The organism is Bacillus sp. UMB0728 (assembly GCF_002858875.1).
In the GTDB taxonomy this organism is placed as follows: Bacteria; Bacillota; Bacilli; order Bacillales; family Cytobacillaceae; genus Bacillus_AB; species Bacillus_AB infantis.
In genome coordinates, this window is the sequence record NZ_PKLA01000001.1 from 1,031,166 (window position 1) to 1,050,320 (window position 19,155).

A 19,155-nucleotide genomic window follows, 5' to 3' on the forward strand; every position below is an offset into this window, starting at 1 on the left:
GATAAACAGCAGCAATATACCACGGCTTAAATTCTTGCTTTCTCTCATATATGTGCTAATATTTGTGGTAATTCAAGAGAACGGGTGAAAAGAATGAATATAAGCAAAGAAAGAAAAATAGTCCAATTTCAGGATGGAAAGCTTAAAGAGGGTGCAGACCTGATAGCAGAGGAATTCCCTCTCACCATCTTTATAAATGGCGAGGAATTCGCTACAATGGTTTGTTCCCCGGACGGACTGGAAGAGCTTGCGGTCGGATTCCTTGCTTCTGAAGGAGTCATCCGCAGCAGCAGAGAGCTGACAAGCCTCCAGGTAGACAGCAGCAAGGGCTTCGCTTATGCCGAGGTAAGCAGTTACACCCCAGCCTTAAAACCGGCCCATTCCAAAAGATTCATCGGCTCCTGCTGCGGCAAAAGCCGGCAGTTTTATCTCCTCAGTGATGTGAAGACAGCAAAGACCTCCACTTCAACAGCTTCATTAACAGCCCAAGAATGCCTATCAGCGATGAAGCAGCTGCAGGAAGCCAGTGTTGATTTCCGGCAGACCGGCGGTGTCCACAATGCAGCTTTATTCCATGGCGACAGGATGATCATCAGCCGTACAGATATTGGCAGGCATAATGCTTTAGATAAAATTCTGGGATACTGTATAATAAATAAGATACCTGTACGGGATAAAGCGATTGCGTTCAGCGGAAGGATTTCCTCTGAAGTGCTTCTGAAGGCCGCCAAAATCGGGGTCGGCATCTTATTGTCCAAGTCTGCCCCGACCGGCCTTGCGATTGATCTTGCGGAAGATTTGAACATTACTGCAGCAGGATTTATCAGGGGAAATTCCTTTAACGTTTACTCCTGCCCGGAACGGATAACAGAAATTTAAATTTAAAGGAGGCCATCCCATGCTCATAGATAAACTAGACAGAAATCTGCGGGATCTGCGCATCTCCGTTACCGATAAATGCAATCTGCGCTGCACCTACTGCATGCCGGCGGAAATTTTTGGCCCCGGATATGCCTTCCTGCCGAAGGACCAGCTCCTTTCGTTTGAGGAAATAGAGAAGCTTGCGTCCGTTTTTGCGAAGGCATTTGGAATCCAAAAATTCAGGCTCACCGGGGGTGAGCCTTTAATGCGCAAAGATCTCCCCCAGCTTGTTGAGAAATTGTCCAGCATCCCCGGGGTTGATGATATAGCCATGACCACTAATGGAATACTGCTGCCCCGCTATGCAAAAGAACTGAAATCTGCAGGATTGCGCAGGGTTTCCATCAGCCTCGATTCACTGGATGATGAGCTGTTCGGAAAAATAAACGGCCGCGGAATCAAAGTTGATCAAGTGCTGAAAGGAATTGACGCAGCAGCTGAAGCCGGCTTGAAAGTAAAAATTAACATGGTTGTCCAGAAAGGCGTAAATGATCATCATGTTATCCCAATGGCCAAATTTTTCAAAGAAAAAGGCCATGCTCTTAGATTCATTGAATTCATGGATGTCGGGAACACAAACCAGTGGAATATGGATACCGTTTATACAAAGAAAGATATCCTCCGCGATATAGCGGAAGTCTTGCCCTTCCAGCCTGCCCCGCCGAATTATCCGGGGGAAGTTGCAAAAAGATATGTATATGAAGGCTCAGAATCTGAATTTGGGATTATTTCTTCCGTCACTGATGCTTTTTGCTCATCATGCAACAGAGCAAGGCTTTCTGCTGAAGGCAAACTGTATACATGCCTGTTTTCTTCTGCCGGGCATAACCTCAAAGAGCCGCTCCGTGCAGGAAAAACCGATGATGAACTTGAAAGCATCATCACTGGTATCTGGAATGCCAGGGATGACCGGTATTCAGAGACGAGGGATGAGCTGAAAAGCAGCGGCACTTCCCGGAAAAAAGTTGAAATGTCCCATATTGGAGGCTGATCTGGTCTCTTTTATTGTCAGGAGGATGCATAATGGCGGAACACCGATTTGAACTAAAAGCCCACTGGCCAGGATTGCGCAATGATTCTGGAACACTGGAAACAAAGGGGCTCTCTACGAAAATATCCATCCCGCCGGAAATGGACGGGCCTGGCGTCGGCACTAATCCGGATGAAATGCTCCTCGGTGCAGCCGCGACATGCTATATCATTACACTGGCTGCCATGATGGAGAGAAGCAGGCTCGAAAAAGAGGACTTAACGATAGAATCGACAGGAATAGTCGATGTTACTAACGGAGTCATAACCTATAAAGAAATTATCCACCGCCCTCAGATTATTTTGAAATCGGACGCGTCAGACCGGGACCTCCAGCTTGCCGAACGGCTTGCCCAAAAAGCGGAGGGATCCTGTATGATTTCAAGGGCTGTAAAAGGAAATGTGGAAATTTCACTTTATACGGATATAAAAAAAGCTGAATAACAAAAAAATGCCCGGGAAACTGAACGATACCACATAATGTGGCCGCCTCAGATTTCCCGGGCATTTTTTGAACATAAAGAGTGCCTTATTTTTCAATTCAACTAGCTTAGCTGCTTTTTGAGGGCAAACTTTCTGATAGCTGCTGCTACTCCATCTTCAGTGTTGGCAGCGGTCACTGCGTCGGCTGCTTCCTTTACTGTCTCCTGGGCATTTCCCATCGCTACACCCCAGCCGCATTCCCTGATCATTGAAATATCATTCAGGCTGTCCCCGACAGCCATCACCTGATCCATCGTTAAGCCAAGAAGTTCGCAGACCCTCTTAATGCCATTAGCCTTATTGACTCCCAGTGCATTGACTTCGATATTGGTCAGGGCGCTGTTCGTTATTTCCAGCTCTCCCCGTTCTGCCAATGTCTGCAGAACCGTTTCCCTTGCGGCATCGTCCTCGATGTTAAAACCGAACTTCAGCCATTCGTTTGACAGCAGATCTTCCGGCATCTCATCTCGGAACACCTTCTCGCTGTTAACTGCCCAGAAGCCGGCTTTATGCTCTTTTGACAAATCCCACATCCAGCTGATCAGCTCTGCAGAAACCGGATTCCTTTCCACAAGGCTCCCGTCCGGTCCCCATATCTCCCCTCCGTTGATTGTCACAAGATAGGAGTCAAGCTCCAGGGAATCTGCGTGATCCCTGCAGGTAAGCCTTGTCCTGCCAGTGCTTAACACCACTTTGATGCCTGCTTCAATGGCTTCCTTTACAGCTTTACGGTTCCCATCCGATACTTCGCCTTTTTCATTCAATAATGTTCCGTCCATATCCAATGCAATCAGTTTAATCTCTGGACTTTCTTCTCTGTTTTGCAACGCGGCTCAGTCCTCTCTCGAATTATGTCTATCTTATTATAATAAAAATATGGCATGTCTATCCAATGATAGACTTCCCCGCTCTTTTAAGCTTATATATATTCTGCACCGGGAAGAAGCTCTGGCAGCCAATCTTAGCATAAACTTTACAATTGCTCTCCAGGCCAGATTGTTCCGCCAAGCTTCAGGACCTTCAGCTGTTCCTTGGGCAATGCGAGCCTGTCCCATTCTTTTTCAAGCCTTTCCAACGCTTCAGGCCCTGTATCATCTGCCAGTCGGTACGCACCATAATGCATGGGAATGAACAGCTTCCCTTTCAGCTCAAGAAAGGCTTTTACTGCATCCTCGGGATTGATATGAGAAACAGACATGAACCATTCCGGCTCATATGCGCCGATCGGCATCAGGACAATATCAAGCTTGTGCTTTTCCGCTATATCCTTGAATCCCCTGAAATAGCCCGTATCCCCTGCAAAATAAACTGATTGTTCATCTTCAGGATTCTCTATGATCCAGCCTCCCCAATGGGAAGTATTGGTGTCATTCAGGCCCCGCCTTGTCCAATGCTGGGCAGGGACAAAGGTAAGCTTAAGGGTGCCCGCTTTAAAACTGTCCCACCAGTCTGCCTCGTGGATATTCTTATAGCCCCTCTTTGTAAAAACTCCCTTCAAGCCTGCCGGCACATAGAAAGCCGGATCTCCCCCAAGCTTTTTGATTGAAGGAAAGTCAAGATGATCATAATGGCCATGCGAAATCAGGACCAAATCAATGGGAGGAAGGGAAGTGATTGGCAGTCCAGGCTCCGTCAGTCTCTTTTGCACCCCCATCCTTAAAGCCCACACTGGGTCAGTGATCATATTCAATCCGCCCATCTGTATAAGAAAGGTCGAATGCCCTATCCAAGTCACTGACATGGACTCCCGGTTTTTCTTAAGCTTCTCTGCTTCCTTCTCTTCAGCCTGAGCTATCTGCACATTAAGATCTTTCTTATTCCTCCGCCTCTCCCTCGACCAGCGCAGCATATCCCTGAACCCATGTTCGTTTTTCACACCATCATAATTTTCATATCTGGAGCCTTTCATACCATTACCTTCCTTAACCGCCATATATGGCTTTGATTCTTATATTTTACTAGGGCGGCTGGGAAGCGGCAAAAGATTGCACTTTTCTCCAAAGTAAAAGGACCGGGCAGATCACCCGGTCCAAACTACTTCAAATGCTTCGACTTAACATTCTCGCGCAGAAAATCAATGGCACTCCTCGTTTGATCAAGATAGGCAACGCTTTCATCATACTGTCTGGAAGCGGCGCACATGAAAAGAATATCAATAACATGAAGCTGTGCGATCCTCGAGGAAGTTGCACCGCTCCTGAATGTTGGCTCTTTTGTGGAAGATGTGAACAGCCTGATATCCGCTTGATCTGAAACGAGGGAGCTTCCGTACTTTGTAAGAGAGATTGTTACAGCGCCCCGCTTATTGGCAAGCTCAAGTATCTTGGCGACCTCAAATGTCTTGCCTGAAAAAGATATCCCGAAAACCACATCATCCGGCTTAACATTCGCGACCAGTGTAGCAGTCATATGGATATCAGCAAAGGCTGTAGCATGCTTATTGATGCGGAGGAATTTCTGCTGGGCGTCCTGGGCGATGATGCTGGAGGCGCCTACCCCAAAGAAATGCACTGTTTCCGCCTTCTGGATGGCTTCGACAGCTTTGGAAAGCTCTTCTGTGCTCAGCAGATCGGCAGTTTCCCTGATTGTCTGGATGCTGTTGCTCGACATTTTCTCAATGATGGAATGCTGTGATTCATTCGGTTCAATATCACGGAATCCGGGGTGGTCAGTTTTTTGCAGATCACCGGCAATCCTAAGCTTCAATTCCTGGTAGCCTTTCAGCCCAAGTGATTTGCAGAGCCTGATTACGGCCGCACTGCTTGTGGAGCTCCGCTTGCCCAGTTCACTGGCTGTCAATGCGATCGCTTCCTTTGGATTTTCCAGGATGAAGGATGCTATTTTTTTCTCTGAAGGAGGCAGCTTTCCCAGCATTTCGGAAAGCATGACAAGCCCGCCATTAATAAAAGACATGGAATACCTCACTTGCGATATATTTATTATTTATATTATAACGCCTTTTCCCTGTTCTATCATTTTTGAGCAGTGCAGAAGGTGAAAGATGCTTTGCTGCTTCATTGTAAGCAGGACTCCTCCATGTTATGATAGACAAAAAAGTGTTGGAGTGCTTACTATGTATATTGTCCATTCTACCTTTACCGTGCCGGCTGAAAAGGCTGCAGAGGTAATAGAAATCTACCATAACCGCTCACGGAAAGTAGATCAGTCCGAAGGCTTCAAAAAATTCCTTCTGCTCCAGAACAGCAAACGACCAGGGGACATTACCGTCCATATGGAATGGGATACGAAGGAAAGCTATTTAAATTGGGTAAAAAGCGCCCAATTCAAGGAAATCCATGATCTTGAAAAGAAATACCCAGACCAGGAGCTCGCCTCTGTCATTCCAAAGGTAACTCAATTCGAGGTTGTTGGAGACTAGCATATCATTTTATCAGACTACTAAATGCCCGGGACCCCCGCTCCAGTTTTGAGCGGGGGTCCTTTTTGCATGGCATATTTGGCCCTTTAATTTATACAGGATCAAAAAAGCCCTCCATAGAGGAGAACTCTTTTCATTATTTTTCACAAGCCCAATGGTCTTTCTCACTGTAACACTTTGAAGCATAGGCAGGATGTGTGGATGGGACGCCATTTGGATGAAATCATGTTGTATTCTCTTAGGCCAGTATATCTTTCAAAGGCGGAAAAATTTATAAAATTCAGTGAATAACTATTATTTCCTCCGGATCCCAAAGCGGGCATTAATCTGCCCTTTTAGCATCTGCTCGCGGAGTTTCTCATCTTTGGTATTATTTTTTTTCAGATAATCGCTCCTGATTTCGTCTGTTCTGACCCCTTCTTCTCTTTTGTTGGCAATATCAATGAGCTGTTCAACATCTGAGAAGGAATATTTCCTGCTCCCCTTTTCAGTTCTTTCGGGAAAAATGAGGCTTCTTTCTTCATAATATCTAATCTGCCTTTCACTCAATCCTGTCAGCTCGCTTACCACCCCAATGGAAATGACTTTTCTGTTCTTGTACGAAGGTTCTTCTTTCATACACTCACCCCGATGGCTTTATCTTTGTTCCATTATATATATGCAGAAACAGATTTTCACAGAGTTATGTAAGAAAATCTGACATTAATTAACCCTTTTATGAAAAAACAGGAAGATTTTCTTACAAAGCAAATGAAATTTCTCATGTTTTTTTCTACACTATAAAAAACGAAAGAAAGGATGAGGGCCGGTGCCATTTCTTCGCGAGGCAGTTGAGAAAAAGAAGAAGTATTTCATTCAGTTGCTCGTTAAAGGCGGTTTGCTCGATTCTTATGTAAAATCATTGACGCTGACAGAACTTGAGGGAGAATATAAGAAACTGCAAAGAGAAAAGGGTCTGGACAAAAGTTGAACCGGAGGGGAAATGGATGGAAAGAGAAGCAGCCGAACTTGCGAAGAAAATCATAGAACTGGATCTGCTCCGTGATGAGATCTGGGAAGTTCTCGCCGAACTTGCAGGTGAACGTGCCCATGAATTGCTCCGAATGGCTCAGAACAGCTGAGGAAACCTAATATCTGATTGAAAATGGATGTTAAGGTAAGTGCAGAAATCTTCTTGGAAGTGGTATAGGAGTGGTATAGGTGCCTGTCACCCGCAATTGAAAAAAAGCCCGCTGCCGCGGGCTTTCTCTATTTTTTAGTGCTGCTTTTACAATGGCAGCAGTTCGATTGTTTCTTTATTCTTCAATCCTTCAACCATTGCGAGCCATTCGGCAGGCTTGTTGGAAAGGACGCTGTAATAAGTTTCAAGAAAATCTGCAGCAAGGGCTGCAGGTATTTCCTGCGTTTCTTCATTTGCCGGCATGAAGCATAGATCAAGACCTTTCACCGCTTCACCGTCATTCTTCCATGATGGGTGTACATATTCAAAACTCAGACGTCTGTACCCCAGATGTGAGAGCACTTCCCGGCGGACAAACGGATTCATCGCCTTCACTCCGCCAAACTCATGGCTGCCGGCCTGATAAGGGTCATAAATTTCTGCAAACATCCCAAAAAGCTCTTTGCCATTTTCCCTTGCAAGCCCTTCAAGGTCTTTCTGCCTGTTAACTGCAAGAAAGCGCCCGATGCTCAGGCCCGGCTTGCCGATGATGGTAAAATCGGTCATGGCGATATTCCAGTCAGGATAATAGCGGTATTCTGTTGCGCCTACGGCTTCGCCGTCTTCAAGGGCAATAAACACCCTGATGCCGGGATCCTCGAGCGGTTCTTTCCACAATTCATATTCCAGCACCTCTTCCGGAGGGAAAACGTCCTTCATTAAATTATGCATCTTGACAAATAATGGATCTTCAATACTTGTAATGCGGATATACTCCATCTGACACACTCCAAAAATAGTTATTTATTCTCCTGTAAAAAAGGATTTCTCCATTCCATCAGGCAGGCATAATTCAAGGACTCCCCGTCCTCCAGGTAACCGGACACCAGAGCAATCGGGACCCGCCCGCATCCCAGGAGAAATGAAAGGACCGGGTCCTTCAGTTCTCCTGCTGTAACCTTCCGGACATATTCTTCAGGGCTCATGAGCGCTGCATGCTTATGATAGCCCGGCATGCGCCCTCCCCCAAGCAGCCGCTCCAGCCCAAGGCCAATGACCGTATGATACATAGCCTGCATCAGAATCTTGCCCAGGCCGAGCTTACGGTATTTTGGCCGGATGCTGATATCCACGATATATAAAGTATTTCCATTCGGATTATGATTGCGGATATACCCTCCGTCTGTCACTTCTTCCCATGTGTGGGAAGGTGAAGAAGGGTCGAACTGCACGAGAAGCCCTGTCATTGAGCCGGCAAGCTCGCCATCAACCTCTATGCAGAGCGCACCTTCCGGAAAGAGAGAAACATGGTTTTCCAGCTGTTCCCTGTTCCACCACAGTTCTTCTGGAAAAGGAGGCGGAAAGCATTCCGCCTGGATGCTGATCAGCTCAGGAAAATCTTTTCTTTGATAGTTCCTGACTGCCGCCTGCAGCATCTTTTCACCATCTCGAACATAGAAACGGCTTTCGTATTCCATACTCTCAGCCTTCTATCCCGGTATTTTCCCAGTCTGTATACAGGTCACTGCGCCTGTCGCGCCAGGTTGTCACTGAACCTCTTTCCCTCACTTCGTAAAGCAGGCTCAAATCAAGGTCAGCAGTTACGATCATGTCATTATTAAGCTCGCCTTCAGCCATGATACCCTTAGGCGGAAACGGAACATCATTAGGCGTCAGCACTGCGGCCTGCCCGAAGTTGGCGCGCATGAAGTCAACTGTAGGAAGAGATCCGACAGTGCCAGTCACAACTACATATACCTGGTTTTCAATCGCCCTTGCATGGCTGGTATAGCGGACACGGTGGAAGCCATGGCGGTCATCTGTGCAGGAAGGACAGAAAATCACATCCGCCCCTTTCGCTTTCGCCATCCTGACGATTTCAGGAAACTCAATATCATAGCAAGTGAGGACCGCAATGCGCCCTTTATCTGTATCAAAGACACTGAGGCCGTCTCCCTGGGACATATTCCATTCATGTACCTCTGTCGGTGTAATATGGAGCTTTGCCTGCTCCCCTATCCTGCCGTCCGGATAGAACAGGTGGGCCACATTGTATAATTTTCCATTTCGGCTGACAACATGGGTGCCTCCGATGATATGCATCCCTGTTTCAATTGCGAAACGGGAAAACAGCTCCCTGTATTGATCCGTAAACCCTGGGAGTTCATTGATGGTCAGCCTTGTTCCCTGCTCACTCCCGATTGACAGAAGCTGCGTTGTGAAAAACTCTGGAAACAGGACGAACTCTGATCCATATTCCTGTGCTGTTTTTATATAATGTTCACACTGGTCAGCAAAGTCCTGGAATGAACGAATAGTATGCAGGTGGTATTGAACTGCAGAAACTCTTAATTTCATAAAAAAACCCCCTAAAAATTGATGGGCTAGTGCACGCTGCACTATCTTTTTGATTATGGAATATTTTTTGATTTTTAACAAGTACTCACTTTGAAGTAAGTTGGTTACTTCTCTGTAACTATCCTTCTTCTCCACCTGTTGAAGGCTCTGCAGAATACATCTCTATTATTTTCAATAAAAGTCCTGTGCCAATCGTCCCGGCGCTCTTTTACCTGATATAATAAAATATACCTAAATTTAGTAACTATATCTGGAGGAGGGGCATCTTGGTCTCGCTTGATAACCTGCAATATTTTTATGCTCTGCTCGGAATTATTTTTTCCATCATTAATTGTTCTCTTTTACTCCGCTCAGTCAGGAAATCCTCGAATTCGAAGGGCAATACATCAGATCATCTTCTGAGAGATGCCTCAATCATTGGCATTACCTTTTTCCTGACAAACTTGTTTGTTGTTCTTGCTTTGAATGCCAAAGTCGATGCAGTCGATTTCTTTTTTTATTTTCTATATTTCCTTTTCAGCTGTATCGGAGGCAGTTTCCTGGCCATTAAGATGGGCATCAAGAAACAGCTGGGAACGGGTTTGTATCTGCTTGCCGGCTTTATGATTACCAGTATCATACTGCTCGCTGATTATTCTGCCGTTTTTATTCTGTTTCACCATGATTTACATTTGAATCTGCCGCTCGTTTTAATGACCGGCCTAATCACTCTAGGGATATCCTTTTCATCCCTCCGCTTCCTCCTGCAGCTGAGCAAGGAGCCTGAAAACAGCAGTAGCAGGCGGTGGGAGCTGATCGGAAGCCTGGCAGCTGGCCTGGCACTGTCCGGCATCCCGTATCTGACTGCCATTTCGGCTGTCGGCATCCAGAGCGGTTATTTTAATGAGCTGTTCTTATTCCCATATGCAGTGGAGATCCTGGCAATGACTACGCTCGCCATAGTACCGGACCTGTTCGGCGAATACAGGAACACCGTCAACGAAACGAGGCTTGAGAAAAGCGAGCAGCATTTCAGCTCGCTGTTTGATTCCAATCCCGATTCAGTATTCTCCATCAATCTGGAGGGCCGCTTTATTTCGGTTAATAAAATGGCGGAAAAACTGACCGGCTATACAGAAGCGGAGCTGCTTCAAATGACTTTCATTCCATTGATCTTTGAAAAGGATATCTCCAAGACGCTGGATTACTTTTTGCAAGCGAAGGAGGGAATCCCTTCTGAGTTTGAGGTCACTATGCAGCGGAAAGATGGAATCTCCGCTATTGTAAGGATTATTGCTGTTCCTATCGTTCTGCAAAAAGAAGTCATTGGCGTATATGGAATTGCTAAGGATATAACGGAAATCATTCAAAGCCAGGAAAGGATCCGGCATCTAGTCAATCATGATGAATTGACGGACCACTATAATTCCAGAAAGTTCATTTATGAAGCAGACAAGGTCATTGCAGAAGGGAGTCCTGTCTCAATCCTCAGCATTGAAATCGGCCGCATCAGGAGTATCAGGGAGGTTTTTGGGATAAAGGAGGGCGACGGGCTCCTAAGAGAGGCATCTTCAAGGCTGAAGAATGCCTTTGGCGAGAGCGCCCTGTTCGGCAGGCTGAATGGCGATGAGTTCGCTCTCCTGATCAGGGAAAATCTGGACCTCGAGAAAGCAGCAGGGCTAATTGAAAGAGCCTTTGCCGAACCCTTCACGGTGGATGATCATGAAATCTTCCTTGAGTGTTCGATTGGCGCTGCCATTTTTCCGGATCATGGCAAAGAAGCGACCGAATTGCTGCGGAATGCCGAAAACGCCAAGAGGACGGTAAGCAAAAATGATCATGCTTTTTTTGCGCTCTATGAAAGAAAACAGAACCAGCACAGCCTGGAAAAGATCGTTATTGAGAATGAACTGAAAAAAGCCATTGAAAGTGACGAGCTGATGCTTTACTACCAGCCGAAATATAATGTTTTAAAAGAATGCCTAACCGGGTTTGAAGCGCTTGTAAGGTGGAAGCATCCACAAAAGGGCATTCTCCCTCCGGGTGTTTTCATACCGGTTGCCGAACAGTCAGGACTGATTGCCGCGCTTGAGCTTTGGGTGCTGAGAGAAGCATGCTTTCAGCTGAAGCGATGGCACAGCACAGAACTCATGGGGCTCCCGGTTTCAATTAATCTATCACAAAAATCTTTTTCGAATCCCGGATTGGTTAAAAGCATTACCCGCTGCACTGAACAGGCAGGCATCGACCCTTCCCTTCTCGAAATCGAGATCACTGAGAGTCTTGCCATGTTCAACGAGAAGGAAACAATAGAAAAGCTCCAGTTCCTGAAAAAATACGGAATGAAAATCAGCCTCGATGATTTTGGGACCGGCTACAGCTCTTTAAGCTATATTGATAAACTTCCCATCGATACCATTAAAATCGATAAGTCTTTCATAGACAGGCTTGGCGATAATGGAAACGGGCATTCGATGGTGTCTGCCATCATTTCCATGTCTTCCTTTTTAAAGCTGCATCTTATTGCTGAGGGTGTAGAAACGAAAGAGCAGGCCGATATGCTGTCCAGGATGGATTGCCATGAAATCCAGGGCTATTATTTCAGCCCGCCGAAGCCTGCCGCAGAAATCGAAAGAGAGTTTGGAGGAAAGAAAGCGCGGATAATATAGAAAACGAAAAAGAAGCAGCCGGCTATGCGCTTGGCTGCTTCTTTTTTATGAAGATCTGATTACTGCTGGTACTGAACCTGATGAAGGCCGGCGAAAATGCCGCCTTTCGCGAGCAGTTCATCGTGCCCTCCCTGCTCCGCAATCCCGTCTTCTGTCACAACAACGATCCGGTCTGCATTGCGGATGGTTGCCAAACGGTGTGCGATTACGAGCGTCGTCCGATTTTGTGCAAGCTCTGAAAGGGCCTTCTGAATGATCATTTCCGTTTCAGTATCAAGGGCCGATGTGGCTTCGTCCAAAATCAGGATTGGCGGATTCTTCAGGAACATCCTTGCTATCGCAATCCTTTGCTTTTGCCCGCCGGATAATTTGAGTCCCCGTTCGCCGATCTGAGTTTCATACCCGTCAGGCAGGGAATGGATAAACCCTTCCAGATGGGCACGCTTGGCGGCTGACCGGATCTGCTCCTCAGATGCATCCAGCATGCCATAAGCGATATTCTCCTTTAAAGTTCCGGTGAAGAGAAATACATCCTGCTGGACGATCCCGATCTGCTTCCGCAAGGATGATTGGGTCATATCCCGGATATCCATGCCGTCAATGGTGATGCTTCCTCCATTCACATCATAAAATCTCGGGATCAGCGAGCAAATGGTTGTTTTCCCCGCCCCTGAAGGCCCGACAAAAGCCACCGTTTCCCCTGCCCTAATGGTAAGGTCGATGTCTTTCAGCACCTGTTTGCTGTCATCATAGCTGAACGAAACATTGTCCAAAGCGATATTCCCCTTAAGGGAAGCCACTTCAATAGCGTCGGGAGCATCCTTTATTTCCGGTTCTGTATCCAGGAGTTCCATGAACCGCTTGAATCCTGCCATCCCTTTCGGATAAAGCTCCATCAGGGCACTGATTTTATCAATCGGCTTGAAAAGGACATTCACATACAGAACGAATCCGACGAGCTCGCCATAGGACAGCTGGTTTTGGTAGCTAAGCCATGCCCCGAGAACAAGGACGATAAGCACCATCATCCTTGTCATCATATAAATGCCTGATGAGCTGTAGGACATGATTTTATATGCGGCAAGCTTTGCTTTACGGAATTTCCGGTTATTGACAGAGAAGCGGGAGATTTCAAAGTCTTCGTTGGTGAATGACTGGACAACGCGGACTCCGGAGACACTGTCCTCTACCCTGGCATTGACATCAGCTATGTCGCTGTACATCTGCTTCCAGGCTTTGTTCATCCTGATATTGCAGAAAGTGATCAGCCATACGAGGAATGGCACGATCAGGATCGTTACGAGAGCAAGCTTCACATTGATGGTCAGCATGATCCAGAAGGCCCCGACAAAGGTCATGATGGCAATGAACAGATCCTCCGGCCCATGATGGGCAAGCTCGCCGATATCGAAAAGGTCATTCGTTATCCGGCTCATAATATGCCCTGTTTTGGTGTTGTCAAAAAATCGGAAAGACTGCCTTTGGACATGTGTGAACAGCTGATGGCGCATATCTGTTTCAATGTTGATGCCCAGCTTATGGCCCCAGTAATTGACGATATACTGCAGGAAAGTGCTCGCTATATATAAAGCCAGCAGACCTGCACTGACTGAAACTATCATCGACCAGTTGCCGCTTGGCAGGAGCTTATCGATAAACCATTGTACAGCAAGGGGGAAGGCAAGCTCCAGAAGGGCGACTATGACGGCCGAACTGAAATCGAGCGTAAATAGTTTTTTATGAGGTATATAATATGAAAAAAAGCGTTTTAGCATCTTTCTTTTTCTCCTTTTCGTGGTGCATCTTCAAATACAGCATGCTGCGGAGCAGGATCTGCCAGCGCCGCAGCATTGCGCAATCTATTATGATCTCATGAATTTCAAAGAAAATTCTTCCCCGCTTATCCTTTTGAACAGTTCCCCGAACTTCAGACTGCCTGAGGGCCTGATGACTTCATTCAGAAGGAAGCTGCCGAAAGCTTCAGGGTCTGCGAGCAGGCCATTTCCATGCTTCTTTTCAAAAACCCCCTTAAGCATTTCACAAGTCACATCGCCCATGAAATAATTGTGAAGATAAATCGGATGGGTAGTGTAATGAATCGTGAAAGCCCATGGCGGCTCATCACCAAACGGCTCCTCCTGCAGCACTTCCCTGTGGTTCTTCCAGTAAAGCTGATACACGTCATCCAGTGAAGAGGCTTCATTGAGATAAAAGCTGTGATCAAAAAAGATCCGGCTGATGGCTCGCAGCGAGTTTGTCTTCCGGTATTCCTTCAGCCTGGAAAATTGCTCTGCCGCGCCATCAGACCCGCTGAAAAAGCTCCCGGAAAACTGCGGGCTGTAAAGAAATCCCTGAAATAGGTTGGCAATCCCTTCACTGATGATCCCGCTCACGCCTGTATTCAATATCAATTCCTCCGGATCCAGCAGAAAGGAATGGACGGCATGGCCTGTTTCATGGAGAAGCACACCATACTCATGAAATTTATTTTTCACATTAGCCAGTATCCGTGAATCCTTTGCCGTTTCAATCGGGAAGTTATAGCCCCATTCCGGTTTGTTTTTTCTCGGAAAAATGTCATACGTAATATTATAGCTGCTAATATCAAACCCGAATAGAGAAAATAATTTATTGATATTCCCGAAATAATCGGACATATCCACTTCCTGATTCAGCAGAGGGGCAATCTTTGCATCGATATACTGCTCATCCCAGGGCAGGATCCTGTCTTCATGGAGGAACTGCTCTGCAAATCCGGCCCTCGCCTTCTCCATGGCAGGCAGGGACTGATGGAGCTCAGGGAGCCAATTGCTGAAGATGTCTTCGTCCAATTCATTCATCTCAAGCTGATGCGCTATGTAATTGGCTGATCCATATTCTTTGGCATACGTTTTCCTCAGGCTGATAAGATCGAGGAATCCTGCATCAATCATGGGCTGGTTGATCTGATTTTTGGCAAAGAAAGCCTCCCTTCTCCTGTTCTTATCCTCATCCCGGCTCATTACCTGGCCAAGTTCAACAGAGGAAACCTCCTTGCCCTGAAAGGTGTATCGAAACTGGTTCAACAACTTGGACAGGTCACTGACTTTCCCCTGGATTTCCTCATCCAGTTCATTCAGCGACTGTGACAAATGGTAAGGTTTGAATAGATTGTCAACCAGCTGCAGTTTTCTTTTGTTCAGTGGGTCCTGCTCTGTTTCCAGTGCTTCCCTCACCAATTCATAGCTTTTCTCATTCTTCAGAAGGCTGGTTATTTTCTGGTACTGGTCTTTTAGGCCGAAATCGTATCCGGCTGTATATTGTGTCCAAAGGAGACGCCCGTACTGCGTCTGTGCATCATGCACTTCACTGTATATTCCTTCAATCTCTTCCATATGCTGTCCCAAGCTGATTCCCCCATTTTTTATTTCTATAATCGAAATACATTGAATCTATTATATAAAAAGAATATTCTGCCAGCAAGAAGGATTTTTGCAGCTTGGAGCTTTTATTGTGCCTTTCACAGGAAAAGCGGCGTGGTTCCACGCCGCTTTACAAGGTGATCATAAAACAAACCATACCTTTTTGATCCTGCCAGCTTCCGCCTCGTACATGGCAACTGCTTCTGTTTCTTCTCCGCTTGCCCTTCCCTTCACGCTCTCATGGTCGATGCAGATGCTGCCTTTTATTATTCTGGATAAAAGGACTGCCTTCTGGCGGGGATTGCTTTCAAACAATCTCTTATACACTTTGCGCATTTCCTCTTTTCCTGCATAAAGCAGTTCCTGTGAAGGAAAGCTGCGGATTTCAACATCTTCACTATACACTTCAAGGAATTCTTCAAGATTCTGGCGATTATAGGCTTCAAGCTGCCTTTCTGCTAATTGCTCCACTATAGCCATCCTTACTCCCCCATTTTCTATCAGTTATCAGATGCTGAGAAGGAAAGTCCCTTTTTTTTCATCAGATATTTCAGAGCTGCCTGGAAATCAGAAAAAGTTTCTGCCTGAAGATTGATGCCAGTCAGAACAACCTCACGGATAAGAACCGGGGAAAGTCCGACAAAGTAAGGTTCAACCCCCATGAGGCGCACCGACTTTGTCAGCTGATCGATTTCAATGCCCAGCTCTGACAGGCTCATCTGCTCGATCCGGTCGATTGTAATATCCGTAAAATCGATAATAGCCGTTTCCACTTCATTTTTCTGGATATACTGCATGATCTTCCCCCGGATTTTCTCAAACCTTTCAGCAACCAGCAAACCTGTTATCGGAACAAGGATTGTACTGGGAATAATGGATGGAATGATCGGTGCAGACATCAGCGATATTACTTCTTCATATTCCTTTACCTTTTCTTCAAGCATTCTTATGTATTCTTTCGTCATTGTTACTCTTCACCAATCTTCTATTTATTTAAAGTTGCACTTTTATTGGCTGTTGAGCGGCGATATCAGCTCAGCCAGCTCATTCTTGGGTGAATTCACAAGCGTTGATACTGGATAAGATTCCATTTCCTCCGCAGGATAAGGTACAAGAAGCTCTTTGAGTTTCCCAAGGTCTTTTTCTCTGGGATTCAGCCATGTATCATAATCACTGCTTTTCAGGATGACAGGCATCCGGTCATGAACTTCTTCTGTTACGCTGTTTGGTTCGGTTGTAATGATCGTGCAGGAGAAAACAGGTGCATCCGGCCCTTCCCATCTTTCCCACAGCCCGGCAAAGGCAAAAGGCTTGCCCTCCTTCAAAATGAAACGGTAAGGCTGCTTCCCATCCGCCGTTTTCTTCCATTCGTAAAATCCATCAGCCAGAATCAGGCAGCGCCTTTGTTTGAATGCATCCCTGAAGCTTGGTTTGCTTTCAATCCCTTCTGAACGGGCATTGATCATTTTATAGCCGATTTTCGGATCTTTCGCCCAGAATGGTATAAGCCCCCATTGCAATTCAGCAGCTTTCCTTCCGCCTTTTCCAGCAGCTACTGCCAGGATATTTTGGCTTGGAGCAATATTGTATCTTGGTGATATTTCCCCTTCGAAGGAAAAATTGAATTGTGACTGAAGCTCATGTATTACTTCTGTTAAAGTAAACCTGCCGCACAAAAAGATCATCCCGCTTTCTGTCTGGATTTCCTTCTGCCCAGGAAACTGCTCAAGGGCAAGCAAAAGCAGCGGAGGAAGATCCCCCGCTGAAAAGGAAGGTGTTAATGGGTACTAGTGGTTAGTGGTTAGTGGTTACTGTATCATATGCTCGTATGCTTTGTCCGTATAGACAGGTTGTCTGGTTTATATGCACATTTTTAATGTGTACCTAATATCTATTTAACCAGATATAAGGCAGTTAGTCCTAATATTTTGTTTATAAAGCTGCCAAATATTCAAAAATAGCCCTTCCAGGCCTCTTGGAGATTTGGCAGCAGCAATCGGATCGGCAAAGAGTCTTTCTATCATACCAGTGTTATGTAAGCCCTTCTTTGTAAAGCAGCTTGCTTTACTAAGAAGGACCATTATTTATATTGAGGCATTGGGCCTTATTTTAATCGCATTCGAAGGTTCTCCGGTGTCCTTCAGCACATGCTTGGTGGAATATTTGCTGGATTCGCTTTAAGCGCAGCCGGCGGTGTGTCGTGTATATATGGAGGTGCCGGCTTCAGCTTCGGCGCCTTGCCAAACGGCTGCGGGTTTTCCACATAATTAAAGGTTCCCTGGCAATCCATGCTGACACCCTGCGCCCAGCGGCCTTCAGCGCTCTGATTTCCTTGGGAGAAATTAAACAGCGTATAGCTGACCTGGCGCTTTTCCAATTCTTTCGGGAAAGAAACAGGAACTACGATTCCGCCTTCAGCAGCTTCTAATTCCTTAATAGCTGCTATCCATTGGTTCTGGTGCATCGTATCCCTGGCAATCAGGAATGACAGCATATCCTTTACGCCTCTGTCGTTTGTAGTCTCATACAGCCTTACAGCCTGAAGACGTCCCTGCGACTCCGCATTCAGGTTGGCCCTGAAATCGGCGAGAAGATTTCCGCTCGCTATGATATAATCTGCTGTCCACCTGTTGCCTACACTGTCTGCCGGCATTGCCCCCAAGCCTGAGACGATGGCATGCTGAGGATTCATTCCGCCAAGGATGGCCGCCATGATTGGATCCTTGGCTGCATCTTCCAGATCACCAACAGGAGCACCATCAAGCAAACGGGCAATCATCGTTGCGAGCATTTCAATATGGGCTAGTTCTTCTGTGCCCGTATCCATTAGCAAGTCTTTATATTTTCCATTTCCTCTCACACTCCAGCCTTGAAAGAGATATTGAAGTGCTACAGAAATTTCACCGAATTGCCCCCCCAATACTTCCTGAAGCTTTTTAGCAAATAGGGGATCCGGCCGATCCGGCTTTGCCTGATACTGAAGCTCTTTAATATGATAAAACATAAATACCCTCCTCAAATTCCCTCTATATATCTGGAATTGTACATTCCGTGATATCAGCCCTTATATATTTATGGAATAATCGGCCAATATTGCACGTACAATGGTAATTACCCATCAAATTGGGCTGAAAAAAACTGACCCCTATTGGAATCAGTTTTTTATACTGTATAATTTTCCTTTCACCGAGAAGGAAATCCGGCCGGTTTCCTCAGAAACAACAATGACCAAAGCGTCTGTCTGTGCAGACAGCCCCATGGCAGCACGGTGCCTCGTTCCGACCTTCTTGCCTTGAAGCTCCGTATCCGCCACAGGAAGGATATTGCCTGCTGAAATGATCTTATCCTTTTCAATCAGCATGGCGCCGTCATGAAGCGGGTTGCCCGGATAGAAGATCGTTTCAATCAAAATCGGGCTGACATTGGCCGTAACCGGGACGCCATTATGGAGGAATGCTGCAAGCGATTCTTCCCGCTGCACGACAATAAGGGCTCCATGCCTTTTCTCTGACAGCCTTTGGGCAGCAAGCGAAATGCCGGCATACTCTTTGCTGAACGGAGAGAGGAAGGTCTGGAGATAATAGGTTGAAGCCAGGTTCTGGGCATCTGCTACGAGCTTTTGCAGCTTTTCGAACTCTGTCAGTATACAGCAGTCCAGCTCTTTCATCGTAGTCTCGACCGTCCCCAGCTGTCCTTCTATATCGCGGAAATAGCGGGCAAGGTCACTTCTATAATGCTTTTCGCTATATTTCACGCTATCCATCCTTTTAACAGTTC

General features: G+C 46.2%; 21 protein-coding genes. 7 read left to right on the top strand and 14 right to left on the bottom strand.

The window, feature by feature from the left end; all coding sequences use genetic code 11:
* The first annotated feature begins 93 nt into the window (after positions 1 to 93).
* The 3 genes from fdhD to CYJ37_RS05365 are packed head-to-tail and all read left to right on the top strand — an operon-like array spanning position 94 to position 2,394.
* Positions 94 to 879: a formate dehydrogenase accessory sulfurtransferase FdhD gene (gene fdhD, locus CYJ37_RS05355; RefSeq protein WP_009795611.1), complete on the top strand. Its 786-nt coding sequence runs from the start codon at positions 94 to 96 to the stop codon at positions 877 to 879.
* 19 nt (positions 880 to 898) lie between these two features.
* Positions 899 to 1,912, top strand: coding sequence for a GTP 3',8-cyclase MoaA (moaA, locus tag CYJ37_RS05360; RefSeq protein ID WP_022544048.1), 1,014 nt, complete (start codon positions 899 to 901; stop codon positions 1,910 to 1,912).
* Positions 1,913 to 1,944: 32 nt separating this feature from the next.
* Entirely contained in the window at positions 1,945 to 2,394 is a 450-nt protein-coding gene (locus CYJ37_RS05365; protein WP_009795609.1) for an OsmC family protein, read from the top strand.
* A gap of 101 nt (positions 2,395 to 2,495) precedes the next feature.
* Here CYJ37_RS05365 and CYJ37_RS05370 read toward each other — a convergent pair whose 3' ends face one another.
* From CYJ37_RS05370 to CYJ37_RS05380, 3 genes are all read right to left on the bottom strand, one after another.
* The gene (locus CYJ37_RS05370; protein WP_101548343.1) at positions 2,496 to 3,260 is read right to left on the bottom strand and encodes a Cof-type HAD-IIB family hydrolase; all 765 of its coding nucleotides are present in this window, start codon (positions 3,258 to 3,260) and stop codon (positions 2,496 to 2,498) included.
* A gap of 146 nt (positions 3,261 to 3,406) precedes the next feature.
* Positions 3,407 to 4,342, bottom strand: a complete 936-nt coding sequence (locus CYJ37_RS05375) for an MBL fold metallo-hydrolase (RefSeq protein WP_101548344.1) — start codon at positions 4,340 to 4,342, stop codon at positions 3,407 to 3,409.
* Between the two features lie 125 nt (positions 4,343 to 4,467).
* Positions 4,468 to 5,346, bottom strand: a complete 879-nt coding sequence (locus CYJ37_RS05380; protein WP_101548345.1) for a MurR/RpiR family transcriptional regulator — start codon at positions 5,344 to 5,346, stop codon at positions 4,468 to 4,470.
* Between the two features lie 160 nt (positions 5,347 to 5,506).
* Between CYJ37_RS05380 and CYJ37_RS05385 the strand changes: the two genes are divergently transcribed.
* A complete protein-coding gene (locus CYJ37_RS05385; protein ID WP_009795603.1) occupies positions 5,507 to 5,812 on the top strand; it encodes an antibiotic biosynthesis monooxygenase family protein in 306 nt (101 codons plus the stop codon).
* A 294-nt stretch (positions 5,813 to 6,106) separates the two neighbouring features.
* On the opposite strand, the gene CYJ37_RS05390 is transcribed toward CYJ37_RS05385, so the two are convergent.
* Complete coding sequence (locus CYJ37_RS05390) at positions 6,107 to 6,430, bottom strand: MerR family transcriptional regulator (RefSeq protein ID WP_009795602.1); 324 nt, start codon at positions 6,428 to 6,430, stop codon at positions 6,107 to 6,109.
* 190 nt (positions 6,431 to 6,620) lie between these two features.
* Here CYJ37_RS05390 and CYJ37_RS05395 point away from each other — a divergent pair, with 190 nt between their 5' ends.
* Positions 6,621 to 6,782, top strand: coding sequence for a hypothetical protein (locus CYJ37_RS05395; protein ID WP_022544051.1), 162 nt, complete (start codon positions 6,621 to 6,623; stop codon positions 6,780 to 6,782).
* A 16-nt stretch (positions 6,783 to 6,798) separates the two neighbouring features.
* The gene (locus CYJ37_RS27630) at positions 6,799 to 6,933 is read left to right on the top strand and encodes a hypothetical protein (RefSeq protein WP_022544052.1); all 135 of its coding nucleotides are present in this window, start codon (positions 6,799 to 6,801) and stop codon (positions 6,931 to 6,933) included.
* 146 nt (positions 6,934 to 7,079) lie between these two features.
* Here CYJ37_RS27630 and CYJ37_RS05400 read toward each other — a convergent pair whose 3' ends face one another.
* Genes CYJ37_RS05400 through CYJ37_RS05410 form a run of 3 tightly spaced genes read right to left on the bottom strand, consistent with a single transcriptional unit; the run spans position 7,080 to position 9,329 of the window.
* A complete protein-coding gene (locus tag CYJ37_RS05400; protein ID WP_009795600.1) occupies positions 7,080 to 7,751 on the bottom strand; it encodes a hypothetical protein in 672 nt (223 codons plus the stop codon).
* 20 nt (positions 7,752 to 7,771) lie between these two features.
* On the bottom strand, positions 7,772 to 8,449 hold the full coding sequence (locus CYJ37_RS05405) for a GNAT family N-acetyltransferase (protein WP_009795599.1): 678 nt from the start codon (positions 8,447 to 8,449) through the stop codon (positions 7,772 to 7,774).
* A 4-nt stretch (positions 8,450 to 8,453) separates the two neighbouring features.
* Positions 8,454 to 9,329 carry a carbon-nitrogen hydrolase family protein gene (locus CYJ37_RS05410; RefSeq protein WP_009795598.1) on the bottom strand — a complete coding sequence of 292 codons (876 nt, stop codon included), beginning with the start codon at positions 9,327 to 9,329 and terminating at the stop codon, positions 8,454 to 8,456.
* Between the two features lie 266 nt (positions 9,330 to 9,595).
* Here CYJ37_RS05410 and CYJ37_RS05415 point away from each other — a divergent pair, with 266 nt between their 5' ends.
* Positions 9,596 to 11,977, top strand: a complete 2,382-nt coding sequence (locus CYJ37_RS05415; protein WP_101548346.1) for a putative bifunctional diguanylate cyclase/phosphodiesterase — start codon at positions 9,596 to 9,598, stop codon at positions 11,975 to 11,977.
* Positions 11,978 to 12,036: 59 nt separating this feature from the next.
* Here the strand turns inward: CYJ37_RS05415 and CYJ37_RS05420 are convergent, their stop codons facing one another.
* From CYJ37_RS05420 to cdaS, 7 genes are all read right to left on the bottom strand, one after another.
* Positions 12,037 to 13,752 (bottom strand): ABC transporter ATP-binding protein, encoded by a 1,716-nt coding sequence (locus CYJ37_RS05420; protein WP_009795596.1) that lies wholly within the window; start codon positions 13,750 to 13,752, stop codon positions 12,037 to 12,039.
* A gap of 87 nt (positions 13,753 to 13,839) precedes the next feature.
* The gene (locus CYJ37_RS05425) at positions 13,840 to 15,363 is read right to left on the bottom strand and encodes a M3 family metallopeptidase (RefSeq protein ID WP_257964178.1); all 1,524 of its coding nucleotides are present in this window, start codon (positions 15,361 to 15,363) and stop codon (positions 13,840 to 13,842) included.
* A 156-nt stretch (positions 15,364 to 15,519) separates the two neighbouring features.
* Entirely contained in the window at positions 15,520 to 15,858 is a 339-nt protein-coding gene (locus CYJ37_RS05430; protein WP_009795592.1) for a nuclear transport factor 2 family protein, read from the bottom strand.
* Positions 15,859 to 15,878: 20 nt separating this feature from the next.
* Positions 15,879 to 16,343 carry an STAS domain-containing protein gene (locus CYJ37_RS05435; protein ID WP_094768944.1) on the bottom strand — a complete coding sequence of 155 codons (465 nt, stop codon included), beginning with the start codon at positions 16,341 to 16,343 and terminating at the stop codon, positions 15,879 to 15,881.
* A gap of 42 nt (positions 16,344 to 16,385) precedes the next feature.
* Entirely contained in the window at positions 16,386 to 17,054 is a 669-nt protein-coding gene (locus CYJ37_RS05440; RefSeq protein ID WP_180827253.1) for an SOS response-associated peptidase, read from the bottom strand.
* A gap of 464 nt (positions 17,055 to 17,518) precedes the next feature.
* Positions 17,519 to 18,382 carry a manganese catalase family protein gene (locus CYJ37_RS05445; RefSeq protein ID WP_009795588.1) on the bottom strand — a complete coding sequence of 288 codons (864 nt, stop codon included), beginning with the start codon at positions 18,380 to 18,382 and terminating at the stop codon, positions 17,519 to 17,521.
* A gap of 150 nt (positions 18,383 to 18,532) precedes the next feature.
* Positions 18,533 to 19,141 carry a sporulation-specific diadenylate cyclase CdaS gene (gene cdaS / locus CYJ37_RS05450; RefSeq protein WP_009795587.1) on the bottom strand — a complete coding sequence of 203 codons (609 nt, stop codon included), beginning with the start codon at positions 19,139 to 19,141 and terminating at the stop codon, positions 18,533 to 18,535.
* Positions 19,142 to 19,155: the final 14 nt, after the last annotated feature.